This window comes from Mycobacterium sp. NGS35, from assembly GCF_059812855.1.
The window spans coordinates 190,310-207,370 of the sequence record NZ_JCALDL010000007.1; the positions used below are offsets into that span (position 1 = coordinate 190,310).

Below are 17,061 nucleotides of genomic sequence, written 5' to 3' on the forward strand. Positions count from 1 at the left end.
ATTCCGGCGCCGCGCGCCGTATCACGAGTTGGCCTACAGCGTCAATCCCGGATAGAGCGGATTGGCGGCCAGCAACTCGGCCGCCGCGGCGTGCACTCGGGCGGCGGTGCCGTCGCCCAGCGTGTACTTCGCCTTCGACGACCCCTGCGCGGAGGTGTTGGTCAGCACGTCGACCACCAGCTCGGCGACCCGGTCGAACTCGTCGGCGCCGAAGCCGCGGGTGGTCAGCGCCGGGGTGCCGAAGCGAATGCCGCTGGTGTACCAGGCGCCGTTCGGGTCGGCGGGGATTGCGTTGCGGTTGGTGACGACGCCGGAGTCCAGCAGCGCCGACTCCGCCTGGCGGCCGGTCAGCCCGAACGAGGTGACGTCCAGCAGCACGATGTGGTTGTCGGTGCCCCCGGTGACCAGGCGGGCGCCACGCCGCAGGAAGCCGTCGGCCAGCGCCTTGGCATTGTCGGCGACCCGCTGCGCGTAGTCGGCGAACGCGGGCTGGCGGGCTTCGGCCAGCGCAATCGCTTTGGCGGCCATGACATGTGACAGCGGTCCGCCCAGCACCATCGGGCAGCCCTTGTCCACCGCGTCGGAGTACTCGGGTGCAGCCAGCACGAGGCCGCCGCGCGGCCCGCGCAGGGACTTGTGCGTGGTCGTCGTCGTCACGTGCGCGTGCGGCACCGGGTTCTCGTCGCCGGTGAACACCTTGCCCGCCACCAGCCCGGCGAAGTGCGCCATGTCCACCATCAGCGTCGCGCCGACCTCGTCGGCGATCTCGCGCATCTTCGCGAAGTCGATCCGGCGCGGATACGCCGAGTAACCGGCGACCAGGATCAGCGGCTTGAATTCGCGCGCCGCGGCGGCGACGGCGTCGTAGTCCAGCAGTCCCGTCTGTGCATCGGTACCGTAACTGCGCTGGTAAAACATCTTGCCCGAGATGTTGGGCCGGAAGCCGTGGGTCAGATGGCCGCCGGCATCCAGCGACATCCCGAGCAGTCGCTGATTGCCCAGCTTCGCGCGCAGCTGCTCCCAGTCCGCCTCCGACAGGTCGTTGACGTGCTTGGCACCGGAGTCCGCCAGGCCCGGCGCCTCGACGCGGGTGGCCAGGATCGCCCAGTAGGCCACCAGGTTCGCGTCGATGCCGGAGTGCGGTTGCACATAGGCGTAGGGCGCGCCGAACAGTTCGCGGGCGTGCTCGGCGGCCACCGACTCCACGGTGTCGACGTTCTGGCAGCCCGCATAGAACCGGTGCCCGATGGTGCCTTCGGCGTACTTGTCGGACAGCCAGTTGCCCATGGCCAGCAGCACCGCCGGGGAGGCGTAGTTCTCACTGGCAATCAGCTTCAGCGAATCCCGTTGGTCAGCAAGCTCTTTGCGGGTGGCGGCGGCGATGCGGGGTTCGACGGACTCCATCACCTCGAGAGCGGCTCGAAACGCCGCAGTCGCGGTCTCGACGTAGTCGGGGGCTGTGGTGGCGGAGTCAGCTGTCACGCCAGCCAGCCTATCGCCCGCTGCTGCACAGCCTCGCAGGTCCGCAAGTCAGCGCAGCGCTGACGGAATCAGCGGCTCGTCGAGCAGCCGCGTGAACCGCTCGACGAGGCCGACTCCCGCCGGCCTGGCGTCCAGCCAGCCGCGCAGCAGTCGGTATCCCTCCACGTAGGTGCTGATGTAGGCCCGCCACAGTGGCGACGAGAGGAACCGCAGCATCTGGCGCGCTCGCACGTCGTCCACCAGCAGCCACCGCTGCAGGTATGCGGCCACGTCGTCGGCGTCGCGGTGTTCGTCGTGCAGCATCAACGCCGCATCCTGGCGCACCAAGATCAACTCGGCCGCCGCGTCGGAGATCGCCTCGGCGCGCGGCCCGTCGAACCGCAGGCCCAGGTCCGCGTAGATGTCGGCCGCCCAGGTGCCCCATCCGGGGCCGACGGCCGCGTACAGCGCCAGGTCGGCGAGGCCTTCGGCCATCAGGCACTGCGGGGTGTTGACCAGAAAGATCGTCTGCTCCTGCTGACCGCGGCCCTTCACGAGCCCGGCCTCTTTACGGCAGTGCTCGGTGTGGTGACCGGGATAGGACTCGTGGGCCACCAGCCGCGGCAGATTCGCCATCTGCTGCTTGAGGTCGGCGTTGACCGCGACCCGCGAGCGATAGTCACCCAGGTAGTAGTTGAAACCCGACCACGGCTTGTCGGTGACGACTTCGTACTCGACGACCTCGCCGGCCGGCAGCGGAAAGACCGCTCGGACCCGGTCGCGCAGCGCGCTGGAGAAGGCGTCGATGCACTCGCGCAGCCGCTGCGGCGGGATCTCATCGGCGCTGCGGTAGGCCTGCATGCGCTCGGCGAGCGGACCACTGCCGCGCAGCGCTTCGTCCAGCCGTGCATGGGCCTCGCGGTACCGGTCGGGGTCGCCCTTGGCGATCGACACGTCGAAGTAGGCGCGCACTTCGTCGACGAAGCCGACGGGCTCGCCGGCGAACTTGCGGCCGGCGCAGGCCAGCGCACGCAGGTGGGCGGCCACGAAGTCCGCCCGCTCGGGTTGCAGAGTTGCCGGGATCAGGCCCAGCAGCTCGTCGGCGCGCCGCGCCAGCTGCGACGGCTCCGGCGGCGGCTCGTTGTCCACGATCCTGCGCAGCGCCGGGTCGCCGGTGAAGGCGTCGACGTAGCCAGTCTCGATCCGGTCGAACCGCAGGCCCAGCAAGAGGTATTCACGGATGAAGATGTCAGCGTCGGGTTCCACTGATCACAATGTAGAGGCCCCGGTGGAGCCGGCGACGGCCCCTTGCAAGGATGAGGCCATGGCGCGGCCAAGCGAGCCAAGCCCGTATGTCGAGTTCGACCGGGCTCAATGGCGCGAACTTCGCAAGTCGACGCCGCTGCCGCTCACCGAGGAGGAGCTGTTCCGGCTGCGCGGCCTGGGCGAGCAGCTCGACCTCAACGAGGTGGCCGAGGTCTACCTGCCGCTGGCCCGGTTGATCCACTTGCAGGTCGCCGCGCGGCAGGGGCTGTTCGCCGCGACCGCGGAGTTCCTCGGTGAGCAACGCCAGCGCGAGCGGCCGGTGCCGTTCGTGATCGGCGTGGCCGGCAGCGTGGCCGTCGGCAAGTCCACCACGGCACGCGTGCTGCAGGCGCTGCTCGCTCGCTGGGAACACCACCCGCGCGTGGACCTGGTGACCACCGACGGGTTCCTCTATCCCAACGCCGAGCTGAATCGGCGAAACCTCATGCACCGCAAGGGTTTTCCGGAAAGCTACGACCGCAGAGCCCTGCTGCGGTTCGTCACCGCGGTCAAGTCGGGCGCCGACAAAGTCTGCGCACCCGTGTATTCGCACCTGCTCTATGACATCGTTCCCGGCCAAATGCACGCCGTGCGTCATCCGGACATCCTCATTCTCGAGGGCCTCAACGTGCTGCAGACCGGGCCCACGCTGATGGTGTCGGACCTGTTCGACTTCTCGATCTACGTCGACGCCCGGATCGAGGACATCGAGCAGTGGTACGTCTCGCGGTTTCTCACCATGCGCTCGACCGCGTTCGCCGACCCGGCGTCGCATTTTCACCACTACGCCGCGCTCAACGACCAGCAGGCCGTCGCAGCGGCTCGGGAGATCTGGCGCTCGATCAACAGGCCGAACCTGATCGAGAACATTCTGCCCACCCGCCCACGCGCGACGCTGGTGCTGCGCAAGGACGCCGACCACTCGATCAACCGGCTGCGGCTGCGCAAGCTTTGACGCCCAGCGCCGGCGCGGGGCGCTCGCTGACGTACCACCCGCGAGGCCCCGCACCGGCTATGGAGGAGTCACGCCCGAAGACGGCGCACCCCGAGGTATTGCAGGTAGGCAAAGAACGCGGTGTAGATGCTCGTCGCCAGGGTCAGGGCCATCCCGGCCTCGGTCAGCGGCGCGGCGTCGGTCAGCACGACCGCCAGGGTGGCCAGCGTGCACACGACGTTGGCGAGGCTGACGCCGATCCCCACGCCGCGCAGCGACGGCAGCGCGGCCAGCGAGTACACCGCGACGCCGTAGAACACGAAGGCGGCGCCGAGCAGGTACTCGGTCGTGGGCGACAGGCCGCTGATCGTCGACAGCGGGTTGGCGAATGCCGCGACGGCCAGGCCGGCCAGCCCGGTGAGCGTCGCGTCGGCGCGCAGCGCGAACCGCAGCAGGGCGTCGGTGGAGGCGGACAGTGGGCGGGTGGTGATGGCGGTCATCGGTGCTCCTTGCAGCTGGTGGGGTCGAACACCTCCGATGCTGCTCAGCAGCCACTGCCAGGCCCACGCCCGGCACTGCCAAACACTGCCAGTCGGGTCAGAGACGCCCGCCGGTGCGCAGATCCGGGTGCACCCAGTCCGGTGAGCGACGCTCTTTGAACGCCCGAACCCCCTCCACGGCCTCCGCCGAGTACAGGCTGGTGGTCATCCCGATCCGGTCGTAGAGGCCGAGGTAGGAATCCAGGCTGGACTTGATCACCGCGCGCGCTCCCGGTGCGGTGCGGCAGCACTGCGTCAGCACCTCGCGGGCCGTCGTCGACAAGTTGTCGTGCGCCACCACCCGGGCGACCATGCCCCAGTCCAACGCCTCCTGTGCGGTCAGCTCCCGGCCGGTGAACATCAGGTCCCGGGTGCGAACGGGACCGATCAGACGCGCCAGCATCTGGCTGTAGTAGGTGTCGGCGTAGCCACGGAACAACTCCGGCACGCGAAATGTGGCCCGCTCGCTGACCACCGCCACGTCGCTGCACAACGCGATCTGCAGCCCACCGCCCTGACACAGGCCGTTGACCGCAGACACCACGGGCTTGACCGACGTGCGCAGCGAGTCGAACGGGGTGATGTCCATCTGCAGCGCCGCACCGAACGTGATCCAATCGTCGGCGCCGCCGCCGCCCATGTCGCCGCCCGGGGCGAACACGTCGCCGGTGCCGGTGATCAGCAGCCCGGCCAGATCGGGGTCTGCGTTGACCCGCCCCACCGCGTAGCGGATGCCGAAGTACATCGCCGGGGTCAGCGCGTTGCGGGCCTCGGGGCGGTCGATCGTGACGACCGCGAACGGCCCCTCCCGCCGAAACGACAGGAACGGTGTTCCCAGCCAGTCGCCCTCGGGCGGGCGCGGAGCGCTGTCAGCCATGCAAACTCCTTGTGGGTGTGCGTAATTCGCTGAGGACCTCGACGGCTTTCGCCTCGGGGATGGTCTTCGGCAGGCTGATCAGCACGCGGTCGATCACCCCGTCGCAGCGGCTGCGCAGTTCGGCCGCGAGCGCGTCGATCGGCGCGACCACGGCGAACGCGCCGAGGACGTCGTCGTCGATCAGCGATCCCATCGCGTCCCACTCGCCACGAAGCGACAGCCGGTGCAGCTCGTCGTGCAGCTCACCCCAGCGGTGCAGGTCGAGTACTTTGCGGTAGGCCGGAGTGGACCCGTAGAACGCGATCTGCTTTCGCGTCGCGGCCGCAGCGGCGGCGATGTCGGCGTTTGATTCACCGGTGACGACGAACACCGGGGACATCAATTCGACGTCTCTGCGGCTGCGTCCGGAGCGTTCGATGCCGCGCAGCAGCGTCGGGATCGTCACCTCGTCGAGGTAGCGCTTGGTGGTGAACGCGTGCCCGATCATGCCGTCGGCGACCTCCCCGCACATCTCGGTCATCGCCTCGCCGACCGCCGCGACGAACACCTTGGGGAATGCGTCGGCCATCGGCTCCGGCACGAACATCGGCGTCATCAGCTTGTGGGTGTAGAAGTCGCCTTCGAACCGCAGCGGTGTGCCGTCTCGCCAGCTGGACCAGATGGCCCGCAGGGCGACGATGAATTCCCGCATGCGCGACACCGGCCGGCTCCACGGCATGCTGAAGCGCTTTTCGATGTGCGGCTTGATCTGTGAGCCCAGCCCGAGGATGAACCTGCCGTGCGAATAGGCCTGAAGATCCCAGCCGATGTTCGCGACGGTCATCGGGTTGCGCGCGAATGCCACTGCGATGCTGGTACCCAGCTCCACGCGAGATGTGTGCTCGGCAGCCAGCGCCAGCGGCAGGAACGGGTCGTGGTTGATCTCCGCCGACCAGCACCCGTCGTAGCCTTGCCGTTCTGTCTCCGACGCCGCGGCGGGCACCCGGTCGAGTTCGCTGGGGAGGCCGCGGTCGATCTTCAGGCGCGGCGCGGTCCCGGCAGTCATGCGAGATACAGTAAGCCATTCGGTACAACGCGGCGCCAGTGCCCGATGCGGCGAAGGAGAGGCATGACGAACGCGCACGGCTGGCAGGAGACGCTCGACGACCTCGACCGCCGCCGTCGGCATGCGCGGGCGATGGGCGGTGAGGAGCGGCTGGCCAAGCACCGCAGCCAAGGCAAGCTCGACGCCCGGGCCAGGGTGGACCATCTGCTCGACAAGGGCAGTTTCGCCGAATTCGGCACGCTCGTCGGCGGCGACGTCGCAGCCGACGGAATCGTCGCCGGTTCCGGCTGTATCGACGGACGGCCGGTGATGATCGGCGCAGAGGACTTCACCACGTTGGCCGGCACCATCGCGCCGGGCAGCAATTCGAAGCGCTACCGGCTCGCCGAATTGGCGCTGCGCAACAAGATTCCGCTCGTCATGCTTCTGGAAGGCGCCGGCTTTCGGCCCGGCGGCCACTACGGGCGCTCACCCACCGATCTGCTGGCCCAGGCGAAGTGCTCGGGCAAGGTGCCGACGGTCGCGGCGGTGCTCGGCGCGTCGGCCGGGCACGGCGCGCTGGTGGCCCCGGTGTGCGACTTCACGATCATGAGCCGCCAGGGCGCGATCTTCACCGCCGGCCCGCCAGTGGTGAAAGAGTCGACGGGAGAGGACATTTCGAAAGAGGAACTGGGCGGACCGAACGTCGCGCTGGCCAGTGGCGTCATCCACAACGTCGCCGACGACGACGCGGCGGTGCTCGACGGCATCCGCCGCTACCTGTCGTACTTCCCGTCGAGCGCGTGGTCGTATCCACCGTCGCAAGCCGGTGACACCAGCGGGCCGCGGGAAACGCCAGAGCTGCTCGAGATCGTGTCCCGCGACAACCGCCGGGTCTATGACATCCGCGACGTGCTCGACGTCGTGTTCGACCGCTCGGACTGGTTCGAGGTGCAACCGCTTTTCGGACGGGCGATCATCTGCGCACTCGCGCATCTGGGCGGACACCCGGTCGCGGTGGTGGCCAATCAGCCCAAGGTGCTCGCCGGGTCGATCGACGCCGACGCCGCCGACAAGGCCGCGCATTTCATCACCGTAGCCGATTCATTCCACCTGCCGATCGTCTTCCTCGCCGACAACCCGGGGATGCTGCCGGGCAGCCAATCCGAGCGCAGCGGCGTATTAAGAAGCGGCGCAAGGATGTTCGCCGCGCAAACGGCAGCCACCACATTGAAGCTGCACGTGACGTTGCGTAAGGCGTACGGGTTCGGGTCGATGGTGATGTCGCTGCTCGGTTTCGACGATCAGCTGGCCACGTTCGCGTACCCGGGCGCCACGATGGGTGCGATGAGCGCCGCTGCGCTGAGCCGGGCGTCGCACGCAGAGCAAGACGTCGCGGCGGCGCTGCGGGAGGCCGAGCTGCAGGCGTCGTACCGGTCGGCAACGCACATGGGTTTCGACGAGCTCATCGACCCGCGCGAAACCCGCAACGCGCTGCTCACCGCCCTGCAGCGGGCGATCTACAGCCGCCAGGCCGCCGCAGAACCAGTGAGCCGCACGGTGATTACGCCGTGAGCGCCTCGGCGAGAAACTTCTCGGTAACCGCCTGAATTCGGCGAGAGAAGATGTGTCCCACGTGGCTGCCGTCGTACCAGTAGAGCCGTCCTCGCCACCGCTGGTGTAGTGCGATCGCTGGTTCGCGCAGCGCCATCTGGTCGTTCCAGGCGCCGACCACGAGCCGCCGGTGCGGTGGCGGCGTGGGTTCGACGGCCAAGGGGTCGACCACGGCTGCCAGCGCTCGAGCTTCGTCGGACTGCAGCAGCGGGCGGAAGCGCTCGCTCGACGGGCCGCCGCGGGCCAGGTGATGCGCGATCATCGCGTTGAGTCCCAGAATCGGCGTGTACACCGCTACCGCGTCGAGCGGCTCTAGCTGCGACACCAACGCAGCCACCGGGCTACCCATCGAAACACCGGACACCGCAATCGATGTGGCCTGCGGTCTGAGCCATCGCACGATCGCGCGGACCTCCGATACCGCCCGCATCATGCCGGCGACATTGGCCAGCGCCTCCCTTGCGGGGTAGGCCGGGGCGGCAGTCCGGCGAAATCCATGTCCAGGCTGCACCGGCAATGCGACGTTGAACCCCTGCTGGTGCAGACGCCCGGCGCGGGAGAAGAACAGGTCGACGGGCTGGCCCTGGCCGGCGCCGTGCACCCAGACCACCCACGGTCGCGGACCGTCGGTGTGGCGGCACAAATACATGCCCGCGGTCGCCGGTTCGCCGAGACCTTCTGCGTGCAGCGACGACGGCAGCACCGGTTCGTGCTCGAAGGTCATTTTCTCGTACGACAGCCGCCCGATCCTCTGTCGGCGCACTGCGCTCGCCCGCAATGGTGGCGGCTCGCCGTGTGCCGCGGCGACGTCGAGCGACGAAAGCTCGTGTGCCACAGCGCTGTATCCGTTCGACCGAAGCGGCGGCTCCGGGAGTCCGCTGAGCAGTGACATGCCGGTCAGCGCCGCCTGATCCAGCACCACCTCCGCCAACTGCCGAAGACCGCGCGGCGAGGGCGACCAGTCGGAGGTGTCCAGCCCGGCGATCGCACGCGGCACCACGCCGCTGACTTCCCTGACGATCGAGGCCACATCCATCAGTGCAATCTATTACGCGCTGATGCGCCGACCGGCCACCTGATCGGGCAGAAGCTGCGTAAGGTCACAGCATGAACCGGTTGTCGAGTGCAGATGCAGCGTTCTGGTTCGCCGAATCCCCGTCCTGGCACATGCATGTGGGGGCTTCGGCGATCTGCGACCCCTCCGACGCACCGGATTTCAGCTTCGAGTCGGTGCGCAAGCTGATCGCCGCGCGGCTGCCCGAACTCCCCCAGCTGCGTTGGCGGGTGGCCGGCGCGCCGCTCGGTCTGGACCGCCCGTGGTTCGTCGAAGACCACGATCTCGACATCGACTTCCACATCCGCCACATTGCGGTCCCCTCGCCCGGCGGGCGGCGGGAGTTCAACGAACTCGTGGGCCGATTGATGTCCTACAAGCTCGACCGCTCGAAGCCGCTGTGGGAGCTGTGGTTCATCGAAGGCCTCGAAAACGGCCGCGCCGCGATCGTCACCAAGATGCATCACGCCGTGATCGACGGGGTGTCGGGCGCGGGGCTCAGCGAGATCTTGCTGGACGTCACGCCCGAGCCGCGCCCACCCGCGCTCGACGTGGACCGGTCACTGGTCGGGGTGCGAATGCCCCGGCCGGAGATGCGCGCCCTGGGCGGCCTGGTCAACGTCGGCGTCAAGACCCCCTACCGCATCGCGCGCCTGGTGGAGCAGACCGTGCGCCAGCAGCTGGCCGTTCGGGGTATCGCGAACAGGCCGCCGCGCTACTTCGACGCTCCGACAACACGATTCAACGCGCCGATCTCACCGCACCGGCGCGTCACCGGGGCCAGCGTGCCCCTGGATCGGGTGAAGGCGGTCAAGGACGCCTACGGCGTGAAGGTCAACGACGTAGTGCTCGCTTTGGTGTCGGGTGCGATGCGCCGCTACCTCGACGACCGCGGCGAGCTCCCCGACAAGTCGCTGGTGACCCAAATTCCGGTGTCCACCCGTCCCGATGGGAACAACGACATCGGCAACCAGGTCAGCACGATGACGATCTCGCTCGCCACCGATATCGCCGACCCCGCCGAACGGATCAGGGCCATCTACGCCAATTCCCAGGGCGCCAAAGAGATGGCGAAGGCGTTGACCGCACATCAGATCATGGGCCTGACAGAGACGACGCCGCCCGGGCTGCTGTCGCTGGCCGCGCGCGCGTACACCGCGAGCGGAATCGGTCGGTCCTTGGCGCCGGTGAACGTCGTGATCTCCAACGTCCCCGGACCGGACTTTCCGCTTTACTTGTCCGGGGCAATGCTGGAGCGGCTGATGCCGGTCGGACCGCTCGTTCTCGACATCGGCCTCAACATCACCTGCTTCTCGTACCGCGGCGCAATGGACTTCGGATTCGTCACCACCCCGGAGATCGCCCGCGACATCGACGACATGGCCGACGCCATCGAGCCGGCGCTGAAAGACCTCGAAGTCGGGGCGGGTCTGGCCAGCCGGCGCTAGGCCGGCTGGCGGTACGCCTCGACGATCGGGGCCAATTCGTCGGGTGTGGCGCCGTGCATGATCACGCAGTCGGCGCCGTAGTCGAATTCCTTGCGCACCCGCTCGACGCACTGCTGCGCCGACCCGGTGGCCGACACCTGCAGCCATTCGTCGGGGATCAGCGCCGCGATGTGCTCGATCTGTTCCGGGGTGGCCTTGTGGTCGATTCCGCCGGCGATCGACGTCACCACGGGATCCTGCCGAAACTGTTGCAGCACACCAGGATCCCAGCCGTTGGTCTTCACCAGAAGATCGCCGTAGCCCTGCAGGTACGTGGCCAGCCGGGCGACGGTCTTCTTCAGCCGCAACTCCTCGGGAAGGTGATCACCGACGGTCGCCAAACAGGACCACACCCGCACGCTGGCCGGATCGCGACCGGCCTTCTCGGCGGCGTCCTTGACGGTCTTGACGCACCGTTGCAGCGTTTCCGGCGTGAAGTACGTGTGCAGGATGACGTCGTCGAAAGCCCGACCACCCAACGCCAACGTGGCCGGTCCGAACGCGACGATGGCCAGCCGGATGTCCTCGTGGAAATCGGGATCGAGAAACAAGATCGGATACTTGCCCATCGGCCCGTCGTGATTGAAGATCACCTCCCCATGCCACAGCCGGCGCATCACGTTGGCGAAGTCCTCCATCTGCGCTGTGGTGACCGTGGGAATGCCGAATGCCCCGTAGATGGCGGCGATGCCCCGGCCGATGCCGAGCGTGAACCGGCCACCGGAGAGGCGGTGCATGGTGGTGGCCCACGATCCGGTGATCAGCGGATGGCGCGTGTTGTGATTGGTTGCGGCCGTGGCGATTTGCATCCGGCTGGTGACTGCACACGCCGCGCCCACAAGCGACGACGCCTCCTTGACGTTCCAGCGCTCGGAGATGAACGCCGTGCCGAACCCCAGCTGTTCGCCGCGGCTGGCCTCCTCTGTCAACGTCGCAGGCCCTTCCCCGCCGGCGCCGGCCAGCAGGTAGTAGCCGAGCTCGTCGAGGACGGGAGCACTCGCGGTGTCCAGTTGCGTCATGCGAAAACCTCCGGCGCGCCGACGTGCAGCCGCGGGTGAGCGGAAGGGTCATCATATATGGGCGTTAGGAGGTCGAATGCCACGCGACATTCGTGAACTGGTCGATCAGCCGGAGGCGTACGCGGCCGAGCTTCGGCGGCGCTGGGGTGGGCTGTTGAGCTACCGCTACATCGGCCGCAGGTACGCGCAGATGGACCTGGGGCCGGTCGACAACACGGTCACGGTGCGCCGCGACATGCGCAACGCGACGGGTGGGCTGCTGCTTGCGGTGCTGGGTATCGCCTCGCCCGAGGGCGGCCACATGTCGGACCTCGAGGCGGTGCCCAACCCGGTCATCCACTCCTGCCAGGTGCTCGATCCGGGCCGCGACGTGCGCCGCATCGAGATCGTCTCCGAGGAGCTCAAGCGAGGCCGGCAGATGGGGTACAGCCGGTCGAAGATCGTCGACGCCGACAATCCGCCGCGCGTGCTGGCGCTGACCCAGGGACAGGGCATCAGCATCGGCACTCCTCCGGACGGCCTGAAGAAGATGACGGTCGATCCGATCGAGGTGACCGACTCGGCCGGAATGCCCCCGCTGTGGCAGGTTTTCGGCGGTCGCCGCCGCGCCGACGGCCGGTGGGCACTTCCCGAACTGGAGGACAGAGTCGCTTCGCCGGACGCTGCACTGCATATCGGCCCGCAGTTCGTGATCTTGGAAACAGCGGCACTGGAACTGGCGGCCGATGCAGTGGGAACGCCGCTAGTGCAAGGTGTTTCGTCGCATGTGATGTTCGTAGCACGAGGCAAGGCCGGACCGTTCCGCGTCGACGGTGAGGCTTTCCTCGGCGCCGACGGCACCGTCGGGGTTCGGGTGGTCATGCACGACGAAGGCGCCGACGACCGACTGACGACCGTGGGTTCCTACGTGTTCAGCGCCGAGGAGGCCTGACGTGGAGCTGTGGGAGCTGGCAGCGCGCGAACGCATCCGGGACACTCTCGCCGGTTACAACTGGTCGGGTGATTCGGGGCGGTTGCACGACATGGCCGAAACATTCTGTGAGAACGGTGAATTGGAGCTGCGGGGCGAGGAGCCGCTGTGCGGGCGTTCCGCGATCGTCGAATTCCTCAGCGGCATAACGTCTTCGGCACGCATTGTCCGGCACAACCTCACGAACATCCGGTTCGTCGAGCTCACCACGGAGCGCGCCCGAGTCGCGTCGTACTTCACGGTCGTCACCGACATCGGCCTGGACCACTACGGCCGCTACCGCGACAGGCTCGAGCCGGTCGGTGACCAGTGGCTGATCCGGCACCGGTTCGTCTCGACAGACTGGGTGGCACCGAACTCGATTATGGCGCAGCGGTGAAGCGCGCACTTTGACTGCGAAACGTCACTTTCGGTGGGCGCCGGATCGCTGCCGACGGCGCTCCTGGTAGAAGCGTGCGGCCGCAGCAATCGCCTCAGGCGTGGGCCGTGGCTGCCATCCGAGTTCACGCACGGCCTTGCTGTGGTCCATCGGCGACATGATGTGGGCCAGCCGTGCGCTGACACGGTTGATCGGCACATCACGACGCAGCACCCGCGACGCGATGTCGCCGACGAACCCGGCCACGGGAAACGCCCAGAACGGCACACCGAACCGCGGCCGCGGTGCGCCGACCGCGTCGGCGGCGGTGTTGAAGATGTCGCGCCAGGACATGAACCGCTCGGAGATGATGTAGCGCTCGCCGACCCGGCCGTTGTCGGCGGCCAGTACCAACGCGGCCGCGGCATCCTCGATTCCGACCACCTCGTACGACAGCCCCTTGACGTAGACCGGCATCTTGCCGGCCGCCACCGCCGCGACCAGGCCGCCGTGCGGAGTAGGCGCCCAGTCCCGCGGGCCGTAGGTGTTGGACACGTTCAGCACCACTGCGGGCAAGCCGCGCTCCCGCGCGTATTCGAGCACCAGGTTCTCGGCCTGTACGCGCGACTGGATGTAGCCACCACCCTTGCCGTACCAGGTGAACGGCGTGTCCTCGTCGGCAAGCCCGCTGTCGCTGATGCCGATGGTGCCGATCGTGCTGGTGAACACGAACCGCTCGAGGTTCGCGTCGACCGCGGCGTCGAGCACGTGCCGCAGGCCCTCGACATTGGTCTTGAACAGCGGCGCGGGGTCGCGCAGCCACGCCCGGGTGTCCACCACGCAGTAGAAGACCACGTCGCAGCCGGCCATCGCCTCGCGCAGCGCGTCGCCGTCGAAGATGTCACCGTAGCGGTATTCGACGTCGAGGTCCGAAATGCCCTGAGTAACACTCGTTTTGCGGACCAGCACGCGCACGTCGTCACCGCGATCGACGAGCTGCCGGGTGGCATGCGAGCCCAGAAACCCGCTCGCACCGATGACGAGTTTCTTGTTCCCCGCCACCTCGCTCCTCTCATCGTGGCCGACGACCGCTGGCCGCCCGATGTCGATACTGTAACCTCTTCGGTATCGATTGAGCGGAGGGATGCGCGTGAAGGTTCCGTTCACCTGGAAGGTCACCGGCTGGTTCATGATCGGCTGGTCCGCGGAGTTTCCCGTCGGCGAGGTCCGGCCACTGCATTACTTCGGTGACGACCTGGTGGCCTACCGCGACCAGTCCGGTGATCTGCACGTGCTGCAGGCGCACTGCCGTCACCTCGGGGCCCACATCGGCCACGGCGGCAAAGTCGTCGGAGACTGCGTCGAGTGCCCGTTTCATGGCTGGCGCTGGGGTCCCGACGGCACCAACCGCTACATTCCCTACCAGCCTGACCGGCCGAACCGCGCGTTGAGGCTGCGCGTGTACCCGGTGGTGGAGCAGTACGACTGCGTGTTCGTCTGGCATCAGCCCCAGGGCAAGGAACCGCAGTGGCAGATGCCGGACATCTTCACCTCCTTCCCGCAATTCGAGACCGACCCGTCCGCGTATTACCGCCCGTATCCGGAGTTTTCGCGACGCACCGAGAACGAGCCGGTGCATCCACAGATCGTCGCCGAGAACGGCCCGGACAGCGCGCACTTCCACTACGTGCACAAGGCCACGGTGACGCCGGTGTGCCTGGACTGGCGCATCGTCGACCACGAGTGGCGATTCCTCACCGGCTGGCCCGATGCCCGCGCCGACGACCCCGACACCATGGCGTTGCGTATCCACAGCCACATGTTCGGGCTCGGCGGAGCGATCAGCGCGTTCGAGGGCGCGTCCAACCACCGGCTGATTTTCGCGGTCACGCCGGTCGACGACGGCTTGTCGACGATGTTCTACTCGATCTGGTGGCCGAAGCTGCCCGGCGAGAGCTCCGACGTTCCGCCCGCCGCGGTTCGCGAGCAGGTGGAGAAGCAGTTCTTGCGCACGGTCTGGGAGGACCTGGACATCTGGCGCCACCAGGAGTACATCGAGCGCCCACCGCTGTCCAAAACCGACGCCAAACCCTATATGGCCCTGCGTAAGTGGGCCACGCAGTTCTACGAGACCCCGGCATGACGGTGCCGCTCGCCGAGGTGGTCGCACCCGAGCACACCGCCGTCGTCACACAGGAGTGCCAAGGCGCGGTGATGGGACCCAACGCCGGTCTGGCGGTGCTGGCCGAGGAGGCTCGCCGCGAGGCGCTGCCGAACATCGTGCGGCTGTTGCCGGCGGCGCGCGCCGCCGGCGTCCAGGTGGTGCACTGCCTGGTACAGCGACGCCCCGACGGGCGCGGGTCCAACCACAACGCGAAGATCTTCTCGGCCGGCCGCGGCAGTGTCGACATAGCGCCCGGCAGTGACGGTGCGACGCTGCTTCCTGAGCTGGGCCCGGAGCCGAGTGACATTGTGCTGTACCGCTGGCATGGCGTCGGCCCGATGGGCGGCACGGACCTCGACGCGATCCTGCGCAATCTCGGGGTGTCGACGATCGTCGGCGTCGGCGTCTCACTGAACATCGCGATCCCCAACCTGGTGATGGACGCGGTCAACGCGGCGTACCGGGTGGTGCTGCCACGCGACGCGGTCGCCGGGTTTCCCGCCGAATACGGGACTGCGGTCGTCGACTACACCCTGTCCCTGCTCGCGACCATCACCACCACGGATGATCTACTCCGAGCATGGACGACATCGTGAACTTCACCGTGCCCGCGGTGGCCGACGCCGTCGCAGCCGTGATCGGCGACCGGCCGCTGATCACCCAGGGCGACAAGCAGTACACATATGCGCAGATCGTCGACCGGTCGACGCGGCTCGCGTCCTATCTGCACGCGCGCGGGCTGGGCTGTCACACCGAGCGGTCCGCGTTGGCCGGCCACGAGGTGGGCCAGGACCTCGTCGGCATCTACGCCTACAACGGCAACGAGTATGTCGAGGCGATGCTCGGCGCGTGGCGGGCGCGGGTGGCCCCGTTCAACGTCAACTATCGCTACGTCAAGGCCGAATTGGAGTACCTGCTTGCCGATGCCGGCGCCACCGCACTGATCTACCACGCCGCGTTCGCGCCGCGGGTCGCCGAAGTGCTGCCCGACCTGCCGAACCTCAAAGTGCTGATTCAGATCGCTGACGGCTCCGGCAACGAATTGCTCGACGGCGCAGTGGATTACGAGACCGTCATCGAGTCCGGCTCGCCGCAGCCGCCGCCCGTCGAGCCGTCGCCGGACGACCTGTACGTGCTGTACACCGGCGGCACCACCGGGATGCCCAAGGGTGTGCTGTGGCGCCAGCACGACATCTTCGTGACATCGTTCGGCGGCCGCAATCTGGTCACCGGCGAGGTGATGACCTCTTACGACGACATCGCCTCGCGTGCAGCGGAAAATCCGGGTACCAAGATCATGATCCTGCCGCCGCTGATGCACGGCGCCGCGCAGTGGGGTGTCATGACCGCGATTACGACGGGACAGTCTCTGGTGTTCGCGTCGACGGTCGACCGGTTGGACGCCGACGAGGTGGTCCGCACCATCGAGCGGGAAAAAGTGGCGGTGGTGACCGTGGTGGGCGACGCGATCGCGCGGCCGCTTCTGGCTGCGATCGAGCGTGGGACGGCCGACGTGTCGTCGCTGGCCGTGGTGGCCAACGGCGGCGCGATGCTGACGCCTTCGGTCAAAGAACGGCTGATCGAAGCGCTCCCCAACGCGGTGGTGGTCGACGGTGTGGGCTCTTCGGAGACCGGCGCGCAGATGCATCACATGTCGCTGACGGGTGCGGTGTCGACCGGAACGTTCAACCCCGGACCGGACACCTGCGTCGCCGCCGAAGATTTGAGCGCCATCCTGTCGCCGGGGCATGACGGCATCGGCTGGCTGGCACAGAGAGGCTATGTCCCGCTTGGCTACAAGGGCGATGCGGCCAAGACCGCGGCCACTTTCCCGGTGATCGACGGCGTGCGCTACGCGGTGCCGGGCGACCGGGCACGCCACCTCCACAGCGGCGCCATCGAGCTGCTGGGCCGCGATTCGGTGACCATCAACTCCGGCGGCGAGAAGATCTTCGCCGAGGAGGTGGAGCTTTCGATTGCATCGCACCCGGCGGTCGCCGACGTCGTCGTTGCCGGGCGGCCGAGCGAACGCTGGGGCCAAGAGGTGGTGGCGATCGTCGCGCTGGCCGACGGCGCCAGCGTCGAGGAGGGCGAGCTGATCGCGCACGCCGCGAAATCCATTGCGCGCTACAAGCTTCCGAAGGCCGTGGTGTTCCGTCCGGTGATCGAACGCAGCCCCGCCGGCAAGGCCGATTACCGCTGGGCCCGCGAGCAAGCGATTTCGGGGCGCTAACCGGCGCTCAGCGCCTGAAATC

The 17,061-nt window shown here is 67.8% G+C and carries 16 protein-coding genes; 8 read left to right on the forward strand and 8 right to left on the reverse strand.

Going from position 1 to position 17,061, the window contains the following annotated elements:
- Nucleotides 1-33: 33 nt before the first annotated feature.
- Together AC5Y4C_RS13990 and AC5Y4C_RS13995 are read right to left on the reverse strand one after the other, a co-directional pair.
- Nucleotides 34-1,482 (reverse strand): glycine hydroxymethyltransferase, encoded by a 1,449-nt coding sequence (locus AC5Y4C_RS13990; RefSeq protein ID WP_499909600.1) that lies wholly within the window; start codon nucleotides 1,480-1,482, stop codon nucleotides 34-36.
- A gap of 48 nt (nucleotides 1,483-1,530) precedes the next feature.
- The gene (locus AC5Y4C_RS13995) at nucleotides 1,531-2,727 is read right to left on the reverse strand and encodes a DUF885 domain-containing protein (protein WP_499963660.1); all 1,197 of its coding nucleotides are present in this window, start codon (nucleotides 2,725-2,727) and stop codon (nucleotides 1,531-1,533) included.
- A 58-nt stretch (nucleotides 2,728-2,785) separates the two neighbouring features.
- Here AC5Y4C_RS13995 and coaA point away from each other — a divergent pair, with 58 nt between their 5' ends.
- Nucleotides 2,786-3,721 (forward strand): type I pantothenate kinase, encoded by a 936-nt coding sequence (gene coaA / locus AC5Y4C_RS14000; protein ID WP_499909598.1) that lies wholly within the window; start codon nucleotides 2,786-2,788, stop codon nucleotides 3,719-3,721.
- Nucleotides 3,722-3,789: 68 nt separating this feature from the next.
- On the opposite strand, the gene AC5Y4C_RS14005 is transcribed toward coaA, so the two are convergent.
- The 3 genes from AC5Y4C_RS14005 to AC5Y4C_RS14015 form a co-directional block, all read right to left on the reverse strand.
- Nucleotides 3,790-4,200 (reverse strand): hypothetical protein, encoded by a 411-nt coding sequence (locus AC5Y4C_RS14005; protein WP_499963662.1) that lies wholly within the window; start codon nucleotides 4,198-4,200, stop codon nucleotides 3,790-3,792.
- A 97-nt stretch (nucleotides 4,201-4,297) separates the two neighbouring features.
- Nucleotides 4,298-5,116: an enoyl-CoA hydratase/isomerase family protein gene (locus tag AC5Y4C_RS14010; RefSeq protein WP_499963664.1), complete on the reverse strand. Its 819-nt coding sequence runs from the start codon at nucleotides 5,114-5,116 to the stop codon at nucleotides 4,298-4,300.
- Entirely contained in the window at nucleotides 5,109-6,161 is a 1,053-nt protein-coding gene (locus AC5Y4C_RS14015) for an LLM class F420-dependent oxidoreductase (RefSeq protein ID WP_499963666.1), read from the reverse strand. The genes AC5Y4C_RS14010 and AC5Y4C_RS14015 overlap by 8 nt, the downstream gene beginning before the upstream one ends.
- A 63-nt stretch (nucleotides 6,162-6,224) precedes the next feature.
- Here AC5Y4C_RS14015 and AC5Y4C_RS14020 point away from each other — a divergent pair, with 63 nt between their 5' ends.
- Nucleotides 6,225-7,715 (forward strand): acyl-CoA carboxylase subunit beta, encoded by a 1,491-nt coding sequence (locus tag AC5Y4C_RS14020; RefSeq protein ID WP_499963668.1) that lies wholly within the window; start codon nucleotides 6,225-6,227, stop codon nucleotides 7,713-7,715.
- Here the strand turns inward: AC5Y4C_RS14020 and AC5Y4C_RS14025 are convergent.
- Entirely contained in the window at nucleotides 7,705-8,790 is a 1,086-nt protein-coding gene (locus AC5Y4C_RS14025; RefSeq protein WP_499963670.1) for an alpha/beta fold hydrolase, read from the reverse strand. The genes AC5Y4C_RS14020 and AC5Y4C_RS14025 overlap by 11 nt on opposite strands.
- A gap of 71 nt (nucleotides 8,791-8,861) precedes the next feature.
- On the opposite strand from AC5Y4C_RS14025, the gene AC5Y4C_RS14030 reads away from it, so the two are divergent.
- Complete coding sequence (locus tag AC5Y4C_RS14030) at nucleotides 8,862-10,256, forward strand: WS/DGAT/MGAT family O-acyltransferase (protein WP_499909588.1); 1,395 nt, start codon at nucleotides 8,862-8,864, stop codon at nucleotides 10,254-10,256.
- Here AC5Y4C_RS14030 and AC5Y4C_RS14035 read toward each other — a convergent pair.
- On the reverse strand, nucleotides 10,253-11,314 hold the full coding sequence (locus AC5Y4C_RS14035; RefSeq protein ID WP_499963672.1) for a TIGR03857 family LLM class F420-dependent oxidoreductase: 1,062 nt from the start codon (nucleotides 11,312-11,314) through the stop codon (nucleotides 10,253-10,255). The genes AC5Y4C_RS14030 and AC5Y4C_RS14035 overlap by 4 nt on opposite strands.
- Before the next feature lie 76 nt (nucleotides 11,315-11,390).
- On the opposite strand from AC5Y4C_RS14035, the gene AC5Y4C_RS14040 reads away from it, so the two are divergent.
- Complete coding sequence (locus tag AC5Y4C_RS14040) at nucleotides 11,391-12,245, forward strand: hypothetical protein (protein ID WP_499963674.1); 855 nt, start codon at nucleotides 11,391-11,393, stop codon at nucleotides 12,243-12,245.
- Nucleotide 12,246: 1 nt separating this feature from the next.
- On the forward strand, nucleotides 12,247-12,663 hold the full coding sequence (locus AC5Y4C_RS14045; RefSeq protein ID WP_499963676.1) for a nuclear transport factor 2 family protein: 417 nt from the start codon (nucleotides 12,247-12,249) through the stop codon (nucleotides 12,661-12,663).
- 24 nt (nucleotides 12,664-12,687) lie between these two features.
- On the opposite strand, the gene AC5Y4C_RS14050 is transcribed toward AC5Y4C_RS14045, so the two are convergent.
- Complete coding sequence (locus tag AC5Y4C_RS14050; protein ID WP_499963678.1) at nucleotides 12,688-13,704, reverse strand: NAD-dependent epimerase/dehydratase family protein; 1,017 nt, start codon at nucleotides 13,702-13,704, stop codon at nucleotides 12,688-12,690.
- 88 nt (nucleotides 13,705-13,792) lie between these two features.
- Between AC5Y4C_RS14050 and AC5Y4C_RS14055 the strand changes: the two genes are divergently transcribed.
- The 3 genes from AC5Y4C_RS14055 to AC5Y4C_RS14065 are packed head-to-tail and all read left to right on the forward strand — an operon-like array spanning nucleotide 13,793 to nucleotide 17,039.
- Nucleotides 13,793-14,785 carry an aromatic ring-hydroxylating oxygenase subunit alpha gene (locus AC5Y4C_RS14055; protein ID WP_499963680.1) on the forward strand — a complete coding sequence of 331 codons (993 nt, stop codon included), beginning with the start codon at nucleotides 13,793-13,795 and terminating at the stop codon, nucleotides 14,783-14,785.
- Nucleotides 14,782-15,402 carry a cysteine hydrolase family protein gene (locus tag AC5Y4C_RS14060; protein ID WP_499909576.1) on the forward strand — a complete coding sequence of 207 codons (621 nt, stop codon included), beginning with the start codon at nucleotides 14,782-14,784 and terminating at the stop codon, nucleotides 15,400-15,402. The genes AC5Y4C_RS14055 and AC5Y4C_RS14060 overlap by 4 nt, the downstream gene beginning before the upstream one ends.
- Entirely contained in the window at nucleotides 15,387-17,039 is a 1,653-nt protein-coding gene (locus tag AC5Y4C_RS14065) for an acyl-CoA synthetase (protein WP_499963682.1), read from the forward strand. The genes AC5Y4C_RS14060 and AC5Y4C_RS14065 overlap by 16 nt, the downstream gene beginning before the upstream one ends.
- The last annotated feature ends 22 nt before the right edge of the window (nucleotides 17,040-17,061 follow it).